Origin of the sequence: Shewanella sp. NFH-SH190041 (assembly GCF_024363255.1) — a bacterium.
Lineage (GTDB): Bacteria > Pseudomonadota > Gammaproteobacteria > Enterobacterales > Shewanellaceae > Shewanella.
This window is the reverse complement of record NZ_AP026070.1, coordinates 1,132,804-1,150,539: the sequence shown is the minus strand read 5'-3', so window position 1 is coordinate 1,150,539 and position 17,736 is coordinate 1,132,804. Positions and strand designations below refer to the sequence as shown.

Below are 17,736 nucleotides of genomic sequence, written 5' to 3'. Positions count from 1 at the left end.
GATCAACAGAAAAGCAACCTGCCCCCTGTGAGAATGTGTATCGGCTAAAGCGTAAAAAAATTTACCTTTTAGCCGCGGGGATGGTGCGCTTGATGTAACTGAGCCAACCGCAGTTTTGCCACATGGGTATAAATCTGCGTGGTTGAGAGTGAACTATGGCCCAGCAACAACTGAACCACACGTAAGTCCGCCCCATGATTAAGTAAATGGGTGGCAAATGCGTGCCGCAATGTATGCGGAGATAACTCAGGGTGAACATTAGCCCGGCGGGCATAGAGCTTGATTCGATGCCAAAAAGTCTGCCGGGTCATCATCTGCCCCCGGCTAGAGGGAAACACAATATCACTCTGAGATGCCCCCAACAGTAATGTACGGGCATGGGATAAATACCGCGCTAACGCCGCCATAGCGACTTCGCCCATAGGTACTAAGCGCTCTTTTCCCCCTTTCCCAACAACCCGCACAACCCCTTGGCGCAAACTGATCTGATCCATGGTTAAACGCACCAGTTCAGTCACCCGCAGCCCGGTGGCATACAGGAGCTCTAACATGGCCTGATCGCGACACTCCAGCGTATCTTCGGTATCCGGCTCGGCCAGTAATCGCTCCACATCATGCTCGGATAGGGTCTCCGGAAGCCTCTGCCCCACTTTAACCGATTTAAGCTCAGCACAAGGATCATGATTAATCAGGGATTTTGCCAACAAATAACCATAAAAACGCTTTAGTGCACTCAATACTCTGGCGCTACTGGATTTGGCAAAACCGGCCTGCTGACGCCACTCTAAATACGCACGCACATCAGCTTTTAGCGCCTTAGCTAAGGGGGTTTGATGACTGGCCAAAAACAGCGTCAGATAACGCAGATCCGAACGATATGCAGATAAGGTGTTATCACTCAGTCCGCTGGTAGACCAGAGTTCATCTAAAAAGCCATCAATCAGCATCAGGCCTGCCTGAGTTAAGCCTGTATCGGCCTGCTCGACCAAAGCTGCGGTTTTCTGGCTCAGTGCATTATTTTGTGCCACGGGAACTATCCATTTGATATGGTTGCAAATAAAAACGGCGCTCTGTGCGCCGTTTTTATTATCTCTGTTAAGCTCAAAAATACCAGAACAATCAGGCTGACTGTGGCTGCTGCGGGCCCTTTTTCACTAACAAACAGACCACCACGGTGATCACTGTTGGCAATACCCACGCCATTCCTTCGGCATGCAGTGGCAGAAAATCAAATGCAGACATATTGACGCCAGCCGCTTTCAAGCCATCAATCACCCCAAATACTAAGGCAACACTCAACACTACACGGTGTGACAATGCTGGGCGAGCAAACAAGCTGGTAAGGAAAGTGACCAGTACCAAAGCAATGGCAACCGGATAAATGGTCACCAATACCGGAATGCTGATCTGGATAAGCTGACTCAATCCTACGTTAGCAACAACGGCACACACCAAGCTCAGCGAGACCACCCAAGTACGGTAACTGATTTTCGGCAACAGTTCATTGAAGTATTCAGAGCAAGCACTGACCAGACCAACCGCCGTCGTCAAACAGGCTAATGTCACTACACTGGCCAACAGCACTACGCCAACTGGCCCAAATTCAGCAGTGACATAACGGGTTAGTAATTCACCACCATTATCCACCCCTTTGGCTATATCGCCGGCCGTTGCCCCCAAGTAAAACAGTGACAAATACACAAAGGCTAAGCCACCGGCAGCAATCAGGGCGGCGCGCACCAAATAACGGGTCTGCAACTTAGGTTCAGTAATACCTTTTTTACGCAAAATATCGATGATCAACATACCGAAAATCAGTGATGCTAAGGTATCCATGGTGTTATAGCCTTCCATAATCCCTTTGCTCAATGGATATTGGGCATACTCTCCCTGAGGCGCACCAATCTCAGCGCCCGGTAAAATAAACACTGATACGGCTAATCCCACCAGCAGGAAAATCAATACGGGCGTCAATACCTTACCAACACTGTCGAGCAACTTTCCCGGATAGAGTGACACCAGCATGGTGATAACAAAAAAACCAAAGGTATAAATAAGCTGTGGCAGGTTTAGCGACAAGCTGCCCAATTGAATCACAGCATCAACATGGGTAATAAATGGCTTAGCGCCAATTTCGTAAGCCACTAGGCCAGTACGCGGGGCGGCAAATACCGGGCCGATAATCAGATAAATTACCACCGCCAGTACAGTGGCAACAGCGGCAGGCAGTAGTCCCATCACTTTGCCATTGGACTTGGCCACCGCAATTAAACCTATTAATGGCATTCCTACCGCTGTCAACAAAAAGCCAATCATGGCCGGTAGCATATTGTCGCCAGCAAGGTTACCGGCGAAAGGAGGGAAAATCAGGTTCCCTGCCCCTAAAAAGAAGGCAAAGGTCATAAACCCAAGGCCAACCGTATCTCCAATTGTCATCTGCTTATTCTGCACAATTATCCCCATTTTATTATTTTGATTTTTAACAAACTTAAGTGATTGGCATCACATTGACCAGCCATCTAGCCAGTTAAACAACTGACTGTAAACTTATAATTACACCAAATTACACTTAATTTCAGACCATCCTCGGAGAGTTTTTGCGCAAATTTACATTTTAAAAATCAAAATATGCCGTCCAACCCCATAATTCGCTTCCTGCTAGTCGAAAAAGCGTACTTAAAACGATTTCCAACCGGGTCACATTTATCAAAACAAACCTAACAACACAAGCATTGCACCTGATATTTCGAAAGATACATTTTTTACGCAACCAAATAAAATCAAAATAAAAACACTGATAACATTTAATAGATATTTTATGCCTTCCCACTGGAAATCACTTACCTCCAACACTTAAGTTCACTATGTGACAGAAAATAGACTGGTACTTATTGGCACATGTGGCTAAAATCCGCCGTTCATTTTTCAGCGGCGGCAGTAATGGCGTTTACATTCAAACAATTTCATATTGAGGATTTTGGCTGCGGCATGCCGGTCAGCACAGACGGCGTGATACTCGGAGCATGGGCGCCGCTCACTGATGCCGGCACAATTCTTGACATTGGTGCAGGTAGCGGACTGCTCAGTCTGATGGCCGCCCAGCGGAGCCAAGCTCATATCAGCGCCATTGAAATTGATGACACTGCCGCGAAAGCTTGCCAAGCCAACTTTGCCGCCTCCCCTTGGGCTGCTAGGCTGCAATTACATCATCAAGCAATACAGCAATTTGTTTTGCCGCATAATGCCTTAGCGGATCACATCATCTGTAATCCGCCCTATTTTGAAACCGGCCCTAAATCGGTCAAAACTGGCCGGGCAATGGCACGTCATACTGATACACTGGGGTTTACTGAGCTACTTGAGGCCATCAGCCGTCTACTTAGCAACAAAGGTCAAGCCAGCCTGATCCTGCCGACTCAAAGTCTCAGCGCCTTTCGCAGCGCACTGACAACTCAGCCAAATTTGCACCTAATCCGCCGGTGCGAATTGATATCAGTACAAGGAAAAGCGGCTAATCGGGTATTACTGCTGTTGGGGCGCCAGCCCATACCCGAATGTCAGACAGAACAATTGGTGATCCGCGAGCGAAATAACCAATACAGCGAACAAATGATCTCCCTGACCCGGGATTTCTACCTCAACCTCTGAGCACTGAAATGGCACAATTTGCCGACTTCATTGGTGTTCACACCAACAGCCGATATAATGGCGCCCGTTAAATTAAGAGATGCTGCAGATGCAATTTGAAGATTTCGACCTTGACCACAGCCTGCTGGAGTCATTAAAAGCCATGGGGCACACCACCCCAACCACCATTCAGAAACAGACTCTGCCAATGGCATTAGAGCAGCGGGATATTTTGGCCAGTGCACCGACTGGCACAGGTAAGACCGCCAGCTTCCTGCTGCCTGCGCTGCAGCACCTGATTGACTTTCCACGCCGTCATCCGGGTCAAGCTCGGGTACTGATCCTGACCCCGACTCGAGAGCTGGCCAGTCAGATCCACCGTTATGCCTGCCATTTGGCCACCGGACTTGAGCTAGATATTGGCATTATTACCGGTGGTGTACCTTACGCCCCGCAAGAAGAAGCATTAGCTGGAAATATCGATCTGCTGGTTGCAACGCCGGGCCGCTTGGTGGAATACCTGGATAAAAAGAAATTCGATGCTACCGCAGTCGAAGTGCTGATTATCGATGAAGCTGACCGCATGCTGGATATGGGCTTTAGCCAAGTGGTACAAACACTGGCCATCGAAGCCCAGGGCCGCAAACAGAACATGCTGTTTTCAGCCACCCTGGAAGGCTATGGGGTGAAAAAATTTGCCAGCGAACTGCTGACCGACCCAATTCGGGTAGAAGCAGAAGAACTGCCGCGCAGCGAAAAAGCCAAAATCCATCAGTGGGTGCACCTGGCCGATAACCGTGAACATAAACTGGCGCTGCTGTGTAACTTGTTAAGCCGTGAAGATGCCACCCGCACCATCGTATTTTGTAAAACCCGTGACGTCGTTGCCTCACTGGAAGGCGTGCTGCAACAAGCCGGTATCCCCGCAGCCTTCCTGCGCGGCGATATGGAGCAAAAACGTCGCTTCCAGGCACTGGGGCGCTTTACCAAAGGGGAAGTAAAAGTTCTGCTGGCCACCGACGTAGCAGCCCGTGGTATTGATATCGACGATATCAGCCATGTGATCAACTTTGATATGCCACACTCGGCGGATGTCTATGTGCACCGAATTGGTCGCACCGGCCGCGCCGGCAATAAAGGCACGGCAATTTCACTGGTCGAAGCCCATGATATGCGTATTCTCGGTAAGATTGAGCGTTACATTGAGCAGCCACTCAAGCGCCGGGTAATTGAAGGTCTGCGCCCTAAGCATAAAGAAGCTAAAGTACCGACCAAGAAAAAGCCTAAGGCAAAAGCCAAAGCGGCAGTAAAACGCGCGAAAAAGAACGCCAAAAAATAATCCTTACTCACTGAGAAATGATCAATAAATAACAGGCTGCTCAATAATATTGGTGCAGCCTGTTTTATTATCCTCATCAACCTTTTAACTGATATTGCCAGCTATCGCCTATCAAGGCCGGAGCAGAAACATTTTGTTTACAACAAATGATTCATCACCGCCTGTACCTCTGCTAACGTAAACAGCATTACCTTATTTGCTGCGCATGGATCCGCGACCGTTATGCTAAAAACGCTACTCAGGAGATTGTCTCCGCTGCTTATTATCCTGCTGTTTATTGTGCTAGCCGCCGCGCTGATGGCCACAAAAAAACAGCCGGAAAAAAAGCCCGATGCTCAACCGCTGTCACTGGTGGATGCCCGAGAGGCAATTCCTGCAAAGGTCTCCTTAGATCTGCCCTCATATGGTGTGGTCAACCCCAAACATAAAACCCAACTGGTGGCTGAAGTTAACGGGCGTATTCTGACCATAGCGCCAGAGTTTGTCACCGGCGGTATGGTGGTCAAAGGCCAACAACTGGCCATGATAGAGCCCTCTGATTATCAGGCGGATTTAGCCCAAGCAGAGGCGAATCTAGCCCAAGCCAGGGCCGCGCTGGAAGAAGAGATCGCCCGGGGTGAAGTGGCTAAAATTGAATTTCGCGATTTCGATAGCGGTGTTGCCCCACAGTTGGGCTTGCGCAAACCCCAACTTCAGAAAGAACAGGCCAATGTTGCATATGCCGAAGCGGCACTGGATAGAGCTAAGCGCAATCTACAACGGACAGTGATCCGCGCCCCATTTGATGGTTTAGTGCGCACGCGCAATGCGGATCTGGGGCAATATGTCACGTTAGGCACTCAACTGGGCGAGCTTTACAGTACCGATACAGCTGAAATCCGCTTGCCTATTGCCAATGGCGATCTCGCCTATCTCGAATCCCTTGAGCGACCTGATACCCGAGTGGCATTAAGTACAGATCTGGCAGGCCAAAAAGTCAGTTGGGACGGCCAGATTATCCGCAGTGAAGGGGTTATCGACCCCGATAACCGCATGGTCTATCTGGTTGCACAAATCCACGACCCCTACCGCAGACAGCCAGATGCCGCCCAAGGATTACCGCTGAAATTCGGTACCTTTGTTAATGCCGTTATCCGTGGCAAGACATTGGAAAATATCGTCAAACTTCCACGCCACTTAGTCCGCAACGGCAAAGTCATGTTAGTGACAGCAGATAACCGCATTGAAATCCGCCCCGTCAATGTGGTGCGTACCGATATGGAGCATATCTATATTCAGGACAGCATTCGCCCGGGGGAGCGGATCTCCTATACCACCTCGACCAATCTCAATAATGGCCAACAAGTGGCCATTGTCGGCGAAAAGGACCATTCCGGCATGCAAGATGCCCCGATCCAGCCTTCAGGCCATCTGGCCGCCGCTGAGCCACAGGAGTAATCATGCAGTTTGATACCCAAAAAGGCATCATCGCCTGGTTTGCCCGCAATAATGTGGCGGCCAATCTGCTGATGATCATTCTGCTACTTGGTGGGCTATTTAGCGCCATAACCATCAATAAGGAAATTTTTCCCCGCTTCGAGCTTAATTTACTGCGCATTTCTGTTGCTTACCCCGGTGCAGCACCACAAGAGATCGAAGAAGGCATCACTATTAAAATTGAAGAGGCCGTGGAGGATGTCAATGGCATCAGCAAGCTGACCTCTGTGGCCTCCGACGGTTATGGCAATGTCACCATAGAAGTGGATGAAAGTTATGATCCGCTCGATGTGCTTGATGAAGTAAAACTGCGGCTAGATGCCATATCCACCTTTCCCGCCAATATTGAAAAACCGGATATTTATCAGATAAAACCGCAGCAAAGCGTACTGTGGTTATCGGTTTACGGCGATATGACGCTGATGGAAATGAAAGAGTTTGCCAAAACCATCCGTGATGAAATTACCCAATTACCCGCCATTACCCGGGCAGAAGTTGTCGGGGTACGGGATTATGAAATCGGCATTGAGCTATCGGAAAGTAAACTGCGGGAATATGGCCTCACCTTTGCTCAAGTTGCCCAAGCCGTTCAGGCATCGTCACTGGATCTTCCCGGAGGGGCTATTCGTGCCAGAGACGGTGATATTCTGCTACGCACCAAAGGGCAGGCCTACACCGGGGATGACTTTGCCAATATTGTTGTCAGCACCCGTCCCGATGGCAGCCGGATTATGCTGCCTCAAGTTGCCGTTATTAAAGATGGATTTGAAGAGCGGCTGGAATATACCCGCTTTAATGGCAAGCCCGCCGCCATTATTGAAATTAAAAGCGTAGATGATCAAAACGCCCTGGCGATTTCATCCCAAGTGAAAGAATACGTCGCCAAACGCAGCCTGACATTGCCTGACTCGGTCAAACTCGATAGCTGGGGCGATATGACCCACTACTTGGAAGGTCGGCTCAATATGATGCTGTCCAATATGTTTACTGGGGCCATGCTGGTATTTTTTATTCTGGCGCTATTTCTGAACCTCAAATTAGCCTTCTGGGTCATGATGGGACTGCCCGTCTGTTTCCTTGGCACGCTTTTGGTAATGCCGTTGGAGCCCATAGGGCTCACTATCAACCTATTGACGTTATTTGCCTTTATCTTAGTACTCGGCATTGTGGTGGATGATGCCATTGTGATCGGCGAAAGTGCCTACAGTGAAATGGAGCGCAAAGGCCATTCGCTGGACAATGTTATCCGCGGGGCAAAAAAAGTGGCCATGCCCGCCACCTTTGGGGTGTTAACCACGGTTGCAGCCTTTATGCCCATGCTGATGGTTTCCGGCCCCCAAGGGATTATCTGGCAATCCATTGGGGCTGTGGTGGTGTTGTGTCTGCTGTTTTCTCTGGTCGAGTCCAAACTGATCCTGCCCGCCCACTTGGCCCATATGAAAATGCGTCCAACGGGCGCGCCACGAAACTGGCTTGGCCGTCGCAAAGACAAATTCAATGCCGCTGTACAGCGTTTTATCCAGCAAGATTATCGCCGCTTTTTACAGTTTGCCCTGCGCCAGCGCTATAACGTGCTAGCCACCTTTATCGGGGTATTAATTCTCTCCTTTGCCTTAGTACTAAGCGGCAAAGTGCGCTGGGTATTTTTCCCCGATCTGCCATCAGATTTTATTCAGGTACAACTGGAGATGGAGCCGGGTAGCTCAGAGCTCAATACCCTCAGCACCATACAAGGCATTGAAGATGCGCTATACCGCATGAATGAGGCCATGGCCGATGAATATGGTGAGCCCATGGTAAAACACAGCTTTATTAATATGAGCTCCCAAACCGAGGCCTTTATTTTTGCCGAGCTGTCCAAAGGTGAAGAGCGTGAAATTGATGGTGTCGCGATCGCTGATGCTTGGCGCGCGGAACTGCCGCCGTTACCCGGCGTCAAAGCCATCAATATGAACGCCGCGACCGGCGATAATGGCAGTGATATAGCGTTTCGCCTGCAATCAAATGATCTGGCTGCGCTGGAGCAAGCAGCCGATGCATTGAAGCAAAAACTGGCCGGCTACCAAGGGGTATATGATATTGCCGATAACTTCTCTTCCGGCACCCAGGAGATCAGCCTACAGATCCGCCCGGAAGCAGAGGCACTGGGGCTGACCCTCTCCGATTTAGCCCGACAGGTTCGTTACGGTTTCTATGGCTATGAAGCCCAACGTATCCTGCGCAACAAAGAAGAGATCAAAGTGATGGTGCGCTATCCGCTAGAGCAGCGCCGCACCATAGGGCATCTGGAAAATATGATGATCCGCACCCCATCCGGTATTGCTTTGCCTTTTCATAATGTTGCCGATATTGAGTTAGGAGACTCCTACTCAGCCATCACCCGGGTAGGCGGGCAACGGGCCATTACAGTGACTGCCGAGGTAAACAAAGACAAAGCTGAACCGGCAAAAGTGGTACGGGAAATCCAGCAAGCTTACTTGCCACAGCTTAAACAGCAGTTCCCGGCCATCAGTACTGAACTGGATGGTGCTAGCCAAGATGAGCAAAGCGCGCTGCTCAGCCTGATGCAGGGATTTATTTTTACTCTGTTTGCCATCTACGCCCTCATGGCTATTCCACTGAAATCCTATAGTCAGCCGCTGATCATCATGTCCATTATTCCCTTCGGCATGATTGGCGCATTGATTGGCCACTTTATTCTCGGGCTGTCACTGAATGTGCTCAGTCTGTGCGGCATTGTCGCGCTGGCCGGGGTCGTTGTGAATGACTCGCTGATCTTGGTCGATTTTGTGAATCGTGCGCGACAGGAAGGACAGAAAACCGCTGACGCGGTCATTGAGGCAGGCTGTCACAGATTCAGAGCCATTATTCTCACCTCCATGACCACCTTTGCTGGCCTCATTCCCATCATTATGGAGAAAAGCCTGCAGGCACAAATTGTGATCCCAATGGCCACCTCACTGGCCTTCGGCATTCTGTTCTCAACTCTGGTGACTTTGATTCTGGTACCGGTACTGTATCTCGTACTGGAAGATATCCGCCGCACCGGCAGCAAAGTTTGGCACTGGTATTGGCATGGTCGTCAACAGCAGGTATCTGATACTACGCCGCATCGTAGTTGAATTACTCTGCGAGACTAAAAAAGCAAAGCAACACATGGTAAATCTATCAACAGGCCGGGCGACAACCCGGCCTGTTTGTATGATTCATCCACTGAATAATCAGGGGTTTTTCTAAACTTGCTGATATTGCTGATAAATTAACCCATTTTGCGATCTGTCCACCGGCAGCATAAATAACAAGCGTTTACACTGCAGAAATATAACAATAATCGCTTAACAGGCTTTACCGATGACCCCTGATACACTGGTTTATGATATTGGTCAAAACCGTTACTTAAACATTACTGGCCGTTGTACCCTGCGCTGTCAATTCTGCCCCAAACAATCAGGCTCCACAGCAATCCGGTACTATCAACTGGCACTTCACCAGCAACCCGATGCTGAAATGTTGATCCCACTACTTGGTGATGTCACTGCATTTAAGGAATACGTTTTTTGTGGCTATGGTGAACCCACACTCAATTTACCTACCTTGCTAACCGTTGCCGCAGAGATCAAACGCCGGGGCGGAAGAGTGAGGGTCAATACCGATGGGTTAGGCAATCTATTTCATCGCCGCAATATTCTGCCCCTATTAAGTCAGTCTGTAGACAGTCTATCTGTCTCACTTAATGCCCACACAGAAACGTTATATCGACGCCATTGCCAGCCAAGATTGAGAGATTCCTGGCAAGCGGTGAATGACTTTATCCGTCAGGCGCCATTTTATATCAATCAGGTATATGTCTCCGCGATTGATGGTCTAGATGGCGTTGATATTGCTGCCTGTCGCAACATCGTCGAACAGTCGGGCTGTCGTTTCAAACTCCGGAGCTTAGGTACACTGGCCTGATACATCGCCGGCTACCGGATAATATCGTGATCGGTAGTGAATTGTTGTAACAGACTGCTGACAGTAAATTATTTCGTGTTAACATGCTGTCAATCCCCTGCTGTTATAACAAAAAATGCTGAAAAAAATTCTGGGAAATACACCACATCACCCCCTGCTGATCCCGGCACAAGGTACCCACTGGTCCCGCCAGCGACTGTTGGGGATCAGCAGTCAATTAGGCATGCTGCTACTGGCTGCAGTGCTCCTGACCAACATCGTCCTGACCATAGGTGAGCAGCGGTTACAGCAGGAATGGGCAACGCAACGATATGGTGAACTGCAGACCCTGGGTACCCTGTTAACAGACAAAGTGACCTTTGCTAAATTCCGTACCCGCACCTTTGCCCGAGGTGAACTATTACGGCAATACTTAGCCCGTCCCAATGCGGCTACCCAACAACTGGTGCAAGATCACTGGCACAATTTAGAACAAAATATGACAGATCTTATCGGTATCGCCCTGTATAACCCGGAGGGCAAACTGGTATTTGCCACCAGTGATATTTTCGGTACCAGTCGCTTGCCCGCCTCATTACTTGGCAATAATCGCACCATGGGACAAGGGGAGATCTATACCTCACCCATCGAATTTATCACCATAAATGGTAAGTTAGAACCTTACATGTACCAGCTGGCTTGGCTGGATAACAGTCACCAGGGGATCAATGGCTATCTGGTCACTTACAACTCCATCAGCCGTAGCATAGCCAGTATCACACCGGCATTTACTGGCATCAATAACCCGTTAATTGTGCTGGGCTCGCAAGGCTTGCTGTATGAGGGCAACGTATCAGATACATTGTTACATTTACCCGACAGCCACGGCGAATCCATCGGCCAAACCCACCCAACACTATGGCAAAAAATGAGTCAGAGTCATTTTGGCCAATACCATGATGAACATGCCACCTATGTTTACTTGAAAGTCGAGCTGGCCACCCAGTATGAAACGAAGCGGGAATATTATCTGCTCAGTTATATTGCCAATCAGGATATCAGCGCCCGCTTTACTCATTGGCGGCAAATCCTGATCACCGGGGCGCTCTTAATAACACTACTTGCGGGAATTGCAATTGTCCTCAGCCATTTATATCGACTGGAGCAACGCTCACGACAGTTGAGTATCGAGTTAAGTCAGGGGTTATTCAATACTGATGCTGGGTGGATGATAACCGGTGACACGGGCCGGATTATTCGCGCCAATCAGGCTGCAGCCCAAGCGCTACACCTGAGTGAAAATGACTTGGAAGACCGCAGTTTACAATGGGCATTGCAACTGGAACATCGTAGATATTCCGATATTGCCTCCCTGCTGGATGCTACCGGGTACTGGCAGGGCGAAATTGAGCTTAGTCAGCAAGATGGTACCATCAGAATCCGTATTCGTAAATTATTGCTACCGGATCAACGCAGCCATTACCTATTAATTAATATCGACAATATCACTGAGCTCACTCAAACCAGAAATGAAGCTAACCTTTACCGCCTACTCGCAGAAACAGATCAGGCCATAGCATTGACCACGGCCGACAGTCGCATTATCAAATTCAACCGTCAGTTCCAACAATTGCTGCAGCTAGAGGCCATTTCTGGCACCCCATTAGCTGACTTGCTGGATAATTCTCACGGGCAATGGCAACGTATCTGCGAGCAACTAAACAGTCAGGGACACTGGCAAGGGCAAGTCAATCTGAGCCACCTTGGGCAGGACAGCCATGGCTTACAAGCCAATATGACAACGACCTTCACGCCTGAAGGGGAACTTGAATATGTTTGCTGCCGATTATGTCAGGCCAGCCCTCGCGCGTTAATCAACCATACGGGAGAGCAACCCCATCGCAGTACGGTATTGCTGGATCTGACCAATCTGGAACACTATTTCAACGCCCTGTCAGTGGCGCAACGGAATAGAGCCTGTTTACTGCTACTGGATATCTCTCCAGCAGGCATGCTCAGCCATCTCAGTGACATCGATAAGTTGGAGCAGCAACAACAGCAGGTCGAAATTCAACTACTGCGGGAACTGCCGCGCCATGTGCAACTTTCACGTTGGCAAATCGGCAAACTGATCGCCGTTATGCCAGACACAGCTGCAGCCAAAGCCCATGACTATGCGCGAGAAATATTAGATAGATTAACGGATAAAGGGCTCGCTGAAGGGGTCTGCATCGGTATTGCGGCCAATCGGCCTCAACAGTCACTAGAGCAGTTACTGCGCCATGCAGAGGTGGCGCTTAGACGCGCCAGGCAGAGTAAAGAGCAAAATATCTGCCAGGCCTATACCCGGCCAGATATGCATGCTGGGTGAGGAGGCGGGAATTACGCTATGGCTGTGGATGGTCAATCATTGGCGCCACCTTTTCCTTATCACTGTCTTCTGCAGCAACCCGCTCAGCAGATAAGGAACCAGGATTAAGACTGGCGGCAACCGGCGGATAATCCAATGCTGGAATATCATCCGGCACGCCACTGCGGGTGATCTCAACAATGTTGGACCGGTTCATAATAATTTTGTATCTGGCGTATTTTGCTGCAGTTCGCCCCTTACGCACTGCAATCACAACATTAACCTGATAACGCCGCTCCACCGACTCATAACTGACCTTACTGTCTTTTTCTTGATATACCTTAGCTTTACCACGTTCCAGATAACGAGCAAAAGGCACTAAAGAAAAACTGACTTGCTCCTGCAAAATATCGTAACCCGCTAAAAATCCCTCTTTAAAAGCCCGGGTACTGACACCATAGTGCAGAATTTCCGCATCCACTTTATTCTGCCGATGGCGACTTTTCAAAATGCTATCAACCGCAGCAGGTAAATCCTGCTTACGCATAAAATCCAGCCAAACTAATTGTTTACCAATAACTTGTCCACTGGTCGTATCCCGCAGCAACCGGCTCCATTTGGGCCGCCCACGCTGCAATCTTCGCCACATGGCATTGCGGATATCATCTTTAAAAATTTCCCGAAAAGCATAAATCACCGCAATGGAAAACAACATGGCAATTGTCAGCCCGCTGAGAAAACCCCGCGCCTTCAGAATTAACGCTGAAACCACCAACATCACCAATCCGGTTGCCAATCCTGTAGTAGCTTTTTTTAACCCTGTACCTAAGCTTTTCTGCTCTTCTTTTAATACCACCCCGCGTTGGATTAAACGGCGTAGTAGTAACATCTTATTAGAAATACGGTTAGCATCTTGCACTGTCCCATTAGAGTTATAATGCCGGTCAGCTCGATATTGGGCTTCATTGCGACACAGCTGAAAAATCGCATCGCGCATCTCTCCGTAACCACTGGAGCGGGGGCGACTGGACATCAACTTAAGGAGCTGTTGCTCACAGAACCAAGACAGATAGTTATCGGCATTTTCAAAATAGGACTTCCACTTTTCATCCGCCGGCTCATTACGGCGAAAACGCTTTAGAGTCTGCTCCGTTTGCCGTGCCAATTCCATCACCGAAGGATAAAAAGTCTCAGCATCAGTCAGATGTTTAAGCTCCTTGGCATCATTTTCCACCGCGACCGCAAACTGATAAGCAAAGAGGTTCAAATACAACCGAAACTCCTCAATAGTGCGTTTATTCAGGCTAACAAAGCGCCCTTGAACCAAGGGAACATGCAGCCCACCTGAATAATAAGAGCGGCGACCGGTGATCCCACTGTGAAAATACTCCTGTTCATCAAAACTTTTAGGATTGATCCCAAGTTCATTTGGCAGAGAAAAATACAGATCGACCCGGCAATCTGTGCCGGAGCGGATAAGATGAGTAACTTTGATGGACAGGGCTTCTTCCTGTTTCAATTCAACGCTGGACAAAATGAGGGGATCCTATACAGAACTGGGGCCGCTTCATAAACAATAACGGTCAGGTTTTCATGAAGCTAGGGTCTGTTGACTTTTCATAGTTAAATTTTGTTCGAGATAAAGCGTGTTAATCGCGGTAAGTGGTTTACCGTATAGCATGCTAAGCAAAAAACGCTTTTAGCCGAACCCTTCGGGCAGCGTTTGAGATGTCTTTCTACTGCGATATCGGCTTATCAAGTAGCACAACTACATATCAAAGCCTCTGCCTTGTATAAAAACAACTCAAATTGCTGCAAAAACAAACTGACAAGATCAACAACCCTAGTCAAATATCAGTGTAGATTGTTCCGGCAAAAACAAGTTCCAACTTAGACGTAAAACGACTGATTCACGTTCAAGGGATGATTAAGGCAACCGACATGTTGCCGACTGCCATCCAAGTACAGCTTACAGGGCAAAAATATTGCCGCTAATACGATAGAAAGTGCCACTTCGGCTCAGCTCAACCCGCTCGGCCAAGAAACGTCGTCCCTCTACCCGCAAGTTTTTCGGGAATTGGCAATTCATTGCGTGATCATAACCCGGGGTCACGACCCTCACCCGCAAATGGCTACCGTCCCGAATACAGACTAACTCTATGCCTTGCTCAGAACCGGCGGCAAGTTCCAACGCGGTACTGTCCACCTCGGGCAAAGCCTGCCTTGATGCGCGGAAGGTTTTTACCTCAGGTAACTGGTTATCTTGGGCTGCCGCGATACTGGCCTCACTGACATCCACCACAGCCAGACCGGTATTTCCCACCACAAACAGTTTTTCCGCAAAATACTGCATACTCATACCAGAGTTTGGTGATGCCAATTCAAACAGTTTTTCGCCCGATTTTTTCCACGCCACCAGATTACGGTTTTCTTGAGCAAACACCTGCATACCATCTTGGCTGGTACAGTTGCTCGGTGCCCAATCTACTGGGTATTTACGCACAACAGAGCCATGTACTTTATCCACCATGGCCACATGCCCGCGAGCGGCCGCATAAATACAGGTTTCGGTCTGATAGCCAAATAGAATGCCGCGAATATCGCTCTGCCACAGTTGAGAGCCATCCATCGCATAACGCGCCAGATGCTGACCACCGTGATAGATACTGCTCTCATCCACCCGCACCAGCCACGCACTGCCATTGTTAGTGGATTTATGAAACAGTGGCTCCCCTTCATAGTCATAGACAAACAGGCCACCTTCATTATCAGATACCGCCAGTACCCCATCACACAAATCCATCCAATAGATAGCCGCATTACCGGGGCAGTCATAGGCTAATCGAGCTATTTTACCTGTAATTTCATATACCTGACCCTGATTGGTACCAGCAAACACGTTCGCACCATCCGCCACAATACACTTGGTCCCAGAAGGCAGTTGATATTCCCGCAGTAAGTGATAATCATGATCCAGCACACTCACCCGTCCAGTTTCATCACCAATATAGATGTGCTGCTGATCGACAAAAATACCAAATGCAGTAATCTCAGTATGATATTGGGCAATGACAGGGGCAGATTGTTTTGGCTTAGTGCGGCGACCTGATGTGGCAGCGCTTTGGGTAGGTCGTTGAGCTACCGCGCGAATTGGTCTAGCAGCACGCTGCCCTTGCACCGCATCTTCATAGCCTTTACGCTTTTTGGCATTGGCCTGTTTATTGGCATAAATTTCAGCTTCATTAAGAGTGGAAAATGTTTTAGTGCTACTGCGGCCCGGGTTACCAATACGGCCATATTCAATTGTCACATCACAGTCACTGATCAGAATTTTATAAAACTTGTGGCTGCTGCCATTATCTTCTGACAGTTCCAGATATATTTCTTTACTCATACAAAATAAACCAATAAAAATAAATACAAAAAGATCAAATAATAAATATGTTTTAATTCTTAGTACGCTAAAAATTAAAGCGACTTAATATTTTGATTCTTAAGTATTTATTTAATATCAGCTGTGCATTTAATTACACTTACAATTAAGCAATAACTTAATTAACCGACAATATAAACCGAGTTTTTACGGATTGATACGACAAGCCCAAATATTGTTACCTGGATCAAACCGTACCACGGCGTAACCTTTATCAATATCCATTTCAGACATTTTCAAGGTCAAATCAAACCCACCGCCATTAGCAAAAATTTGTCCGCCACTATCTAATACTTGCTGTAAATGAATAGGTAACTTTTCACTTTCAATATTATTTTTCACCGTTCCCTGAGTAATTTTCATCTTATAACTCATGGTGGCCACTTCCAACTGCAGCAATTTACCTACAAGCTCAATGCTTCCCGCAGGGTTATCACCGACAAAATAGTTATACCGGATAACCACTTTTTTATCTTTACTGAGCACATCGAGAGAAACTTTTCGGGGAACATCTCCAGTCAAAAATGGCTTATAAAAACGGGCTTCACAGCTCAGGTGCAATTCATCTTTAGCCTTAACCAAGCTATTTAAGGCAATAATACCGGCAGCGATTACCACCACCATCATCATAATTGGCCAAAGTTTTACCCGGCGGCCAAACGTCAGTCTCCCGCTAACCACAGACACCTACCTCTTTGAGCCAAACAGGGTTAATAAAATCTAACTCCACCCCTTTTTGAAACAGCTTAATATTGTCAAGTTTAGGCCGTTTATCCGTTTGTTTTAGCAGCATAATATTGGTAAGCATGCCGTCGACAGATACCGAAAGAGAAACCGTATCCCAAGGCACAAACTGACAGGCTTTTAACTGCCTGACAAAATGTTCCATCTGAGGTTTGAGTATTTTTTTCTGATGGTAATCAATAGGGTAATAGGAAAACTCCACCGCATGCCCATTGCCAACCGGCACTTGTTCTGCAAAATAACTGTCAATGCAATAAGGGTGGTCAACTTCAGAGTAAATCCAGAACATCAGCAATAAAATAACACCGGTAAGGAAACTGTATACCAGCACTGACATCGTCTTAAAGGGACTATCACTCAATGGTCTAGAGTGTCGCTTAATCCGAGTATGCAGGATATAGCCCTGATCAGCCACAGTTTCAATGAGCCCCGCATATTCAGTTCCTAAATAACTACGGAGATTGTAAATAATATCGACTAATTCAAGTTCAGCATTGGCGTGACCTGTCAGTTCCCGCAGCAAGAGTGCTTTAGAAACCACTTTTTCCTGATGGTCGACCAAAAGACGCAGGATAGTAAATTCGTCCGCAGTCAGCTCAAACACCTCTCCTGTGGACTGCGTAATCAAAATTTGACGTTCGCTGTTTAACCAACAGCCCCCGAGTTGCATTTGTTGAATTCTCTGAATAGATGATAGATGCCTAGTATAACGGCAGGTAAAAAAAGACTGGGCAATAAACGCCGGAAGCGTGAACAGGTTTGCAAAAATCATCAAGCTGGGGGTCAAATCACCTGAAAATCACAGGCATTAGCCCCCAGCTTGAAATAAATCCT

Annotated in this window: 12 protein-coding genes; 6 read left to right on the top strand and 6 right to left on the bottom strand. The window is 48.1% G+C overall.

The genetic code is table 11. The annotated features are described in order from the left end of the window. Positions 1 to 68 precede the first annotated feature (68 nt). Positions 69 to 947: a site-specific tyrosine recombinase XerD gene (gene xerD, locus NFHSH190041_RS05070; protein WP_261925042.1), complete on the bottom strand. Its 879-nt coding sequence runs from the start codon at positions 945 to 947 to the stop codon at positions 69 to 71. Positions 948 to 1,119: 172 nt separating this feature from the next. After that, positions 1,120 to 2,463, bottom strand: a complete 1,344-nt coding sequence (gene brnQ / locus NFHSH190041_RS05065; RefSeq protein ID WP_261924208.1) for a branched-chain amino acid transport system II carrier protein — start codon at positions 2,461 to 2,463, stop codon at positions 1,120 to 1,122. 477 nt (positions 2,464 to 2,940) lie between these two features. Here brnQ and NFHSH190041_RS05060 point away from each other — a divergent pair, with 477 nt between their 5' ends. The 6 genes from NFHSH190041_RS05060 (at position 2,941) to NFHSH190041_RS05035 (ending at position 12,746) form a co-directional block, all read left to right on the top strand. Continuing rightward, positions 2,941 to 3,648, top strand: coding sequence for a tRNA1(Val) (adenine(37)-N6)-methyltransferase (locus tag NFHSH190041_RS05060; protein WP_261924207.1), 708 nt, complete (start codon positions 2,941 to 2,943; stop codon positions 3,646 to 3,648). 88 nt (positions 3,649 to 3,736) lie between these two features. Next, positions 3,737 to 4,966, top strand: coding sequence for an ATP-dependent RNA helicase SrmB (srmB, locus tag NFHSH190041_RS05055; RefSeq protein WP_261924206.1), 1,230 nt, complete (start codon positions 3,737 to 3,739; stop codon positions 4,964 to 4,966). 222 nt (positions 4,967 to 5,188) lie between these two features. Further along, positions 5,189 to 6,403 (top strand): efflux RND transporter periplasmic adaptor subunit, encoded by a 1,215-nt coding sequence (locus NFHSH190041_RS05050; protein WP_261924205.1) that lies wholly within the window; start codon positions 5,189 to 5,191, stop codon positions 6,401 to 6,403. A gap of 2 nt (positions 6,404 to 6,405) precedes the next feature. Beyond that, entirely contained in the window at positions 6,406 to 9,564 is a 3,159-nt protein-coding gene (locus NFHSH190041_RS05045) for an efflux RND transporter permease subunit (protein WP_261924204.1), read from the top strand. A gap of 229 nt (positions 9,565 to 9,793) precedes the next feature. Further along, entirely contained in the window at positions 9,794 to 10,396 is a 603-nt protein-coding gene (locus NFHSH190041_RS05040) for a TatD family nuclease-associated radical SAM protein (RefSeq protein ID WP_261924203.1), read from the top strand. A gap of 115 nt (positions 10,397 to 10,511) precedes the next feature. Further along, positions 10,512 to 12,746, top strand: a complete 2,235-nt coding sequence (locus NFHSH190041_RS05035; protein WP_261924202.1) for a PAS domain-containing protein — start codon at positions 10,512 to 10,514, stop codon at positions 12,744 to 12,746. A 16-nt stretch (positions 12,747 to 12,762) separates the two neighbouring features. Here the strand turns inward: NFHSH190041_RS05035 and NFHSH190041_RS05030 are convergent, their stop codons facing one another. The 4 genes from NFHSH190041_RS05030 to NFHSH190041_RS05010 all read right to left on the bottom strand — a co-directional run bounded on the left by NFHSH190041_RS05030 (position 12,763) and on the right by NFHSH190041_RS05010 (position 17,506). Beyond that, positions 12,763 to 14,259 carry a hypothetical protein gene (locus tag NFHSH190041_RS05030; protein WP_261924201.1) on the bottom strand — a complete coding sequence of 499 codons (1,497 nt, stop codon included), beginning with the start codon at positions 14,257 to 14,259 and terminating at the stop codon, positions 12,763 to 12,765. 435 nt (positions 14,260 to 14,694) lie between these two features. Next, positions 14,695 to 16,119, bottom strand: coding sequence for a WGR domain-containing protein (locus NFHSH190041_RS05020; protein WP_261924200.1), 1,425 nt, complete (start codon positions 16,117 to 16,119; stop codon positions 14,695 to 14,697). 186 nt (positions 16,120 to 16,305) lie between these two features. Then, positions 16,306 to 16,839: a hypothetical protein gene (locus NFHSH190041_RS05015; protein WP_261924199.1), complete on the bottom strand. Its 534-nt coding sequence runs from the start codon at positions 16,837 to 16,839 to the stop codon at positions 16,306 to 16,308. After that, a complete protein-coding gene (locus NFHSH190041_RS05010; RefSeq protein WP_261924198.1) occupies positions 16,832 to 17,506 on the bottom strand; it encodes a helix-turn-helix domain-containing protein in 675 nt (224 codons plus the stop codon). Before NFHSH190041_RS05010 ends, NFHSH190041_RS05015 begins: the two co-directional genes overlap by 8 nt. Positions 17,507 to 17,736 lie beyond the last annotated feature (230 nt).

Bases quoted from the DNA above. Each gene is read 5' to 3' on its own strand.
- srmB (WP_261924206.1), top strand. From the start codon at position 3,737: ATGCAATTTGAAGATTTCGACCTTGACCACAGCCTGCTGGAGTCATTA.
- NFHSH190041_RS05050 (WP_261924205.1), top strand. From the start codon at position 5,189: ATGCTAAAAACGCTACTCAGGAGATTGTCTCCGCTGCTTATTATCCTG.
- xerD (WP_261925042.1), bottom strand. From the start codon at position 947: ATGCTGATTGATGGCTTTTTAGATGAACTCTGGTCTACCAGCGGACTG.
- NFHSH190041_RS05060 (WP_261924207.1), top strand. From the start codon at position 2,941: ATGGCGTTTACATTCAAACAATTTCATATTGAGGATTTTGGCTGCGGC.
- NFHSH190041_RS05035 (WP_261924202.1), top strand. From the start codon at position 10,512: ATGCTGAAAAAAATTCTGGGAAATACACCACATCACCCCCTGCTGATC.
- NFHSH190041_RS05020 (WP_261924200.1), bottom strand. From the start codon at position 16,119: ATGAGTAAAGAAATATATCTGGAACTGTCAGAAGATAATGGCAGCAGC.
- brnQ (WP_261924208.1), bottom strand. From the start codon at position 2,463: ATGGGGATAATTGTGCAGAATAAGCAGATGACAATTGGAGATACGGTT.
- NFHSH190041_RS05045 (WP_261924204.1), top strand. From the start codon at position 6,406: ATGCAGTTTGATACCCAAAAAGGCATCATCGCCTGGTTTGCCCGCAAT.
- NFHSH190041_RS05040 (WP_261924203.1), top strand. From the start codon at position 9,794: ATGACCCCTGATACACTGGTTTATGATATTGGTCAAAACCGTTACTTA.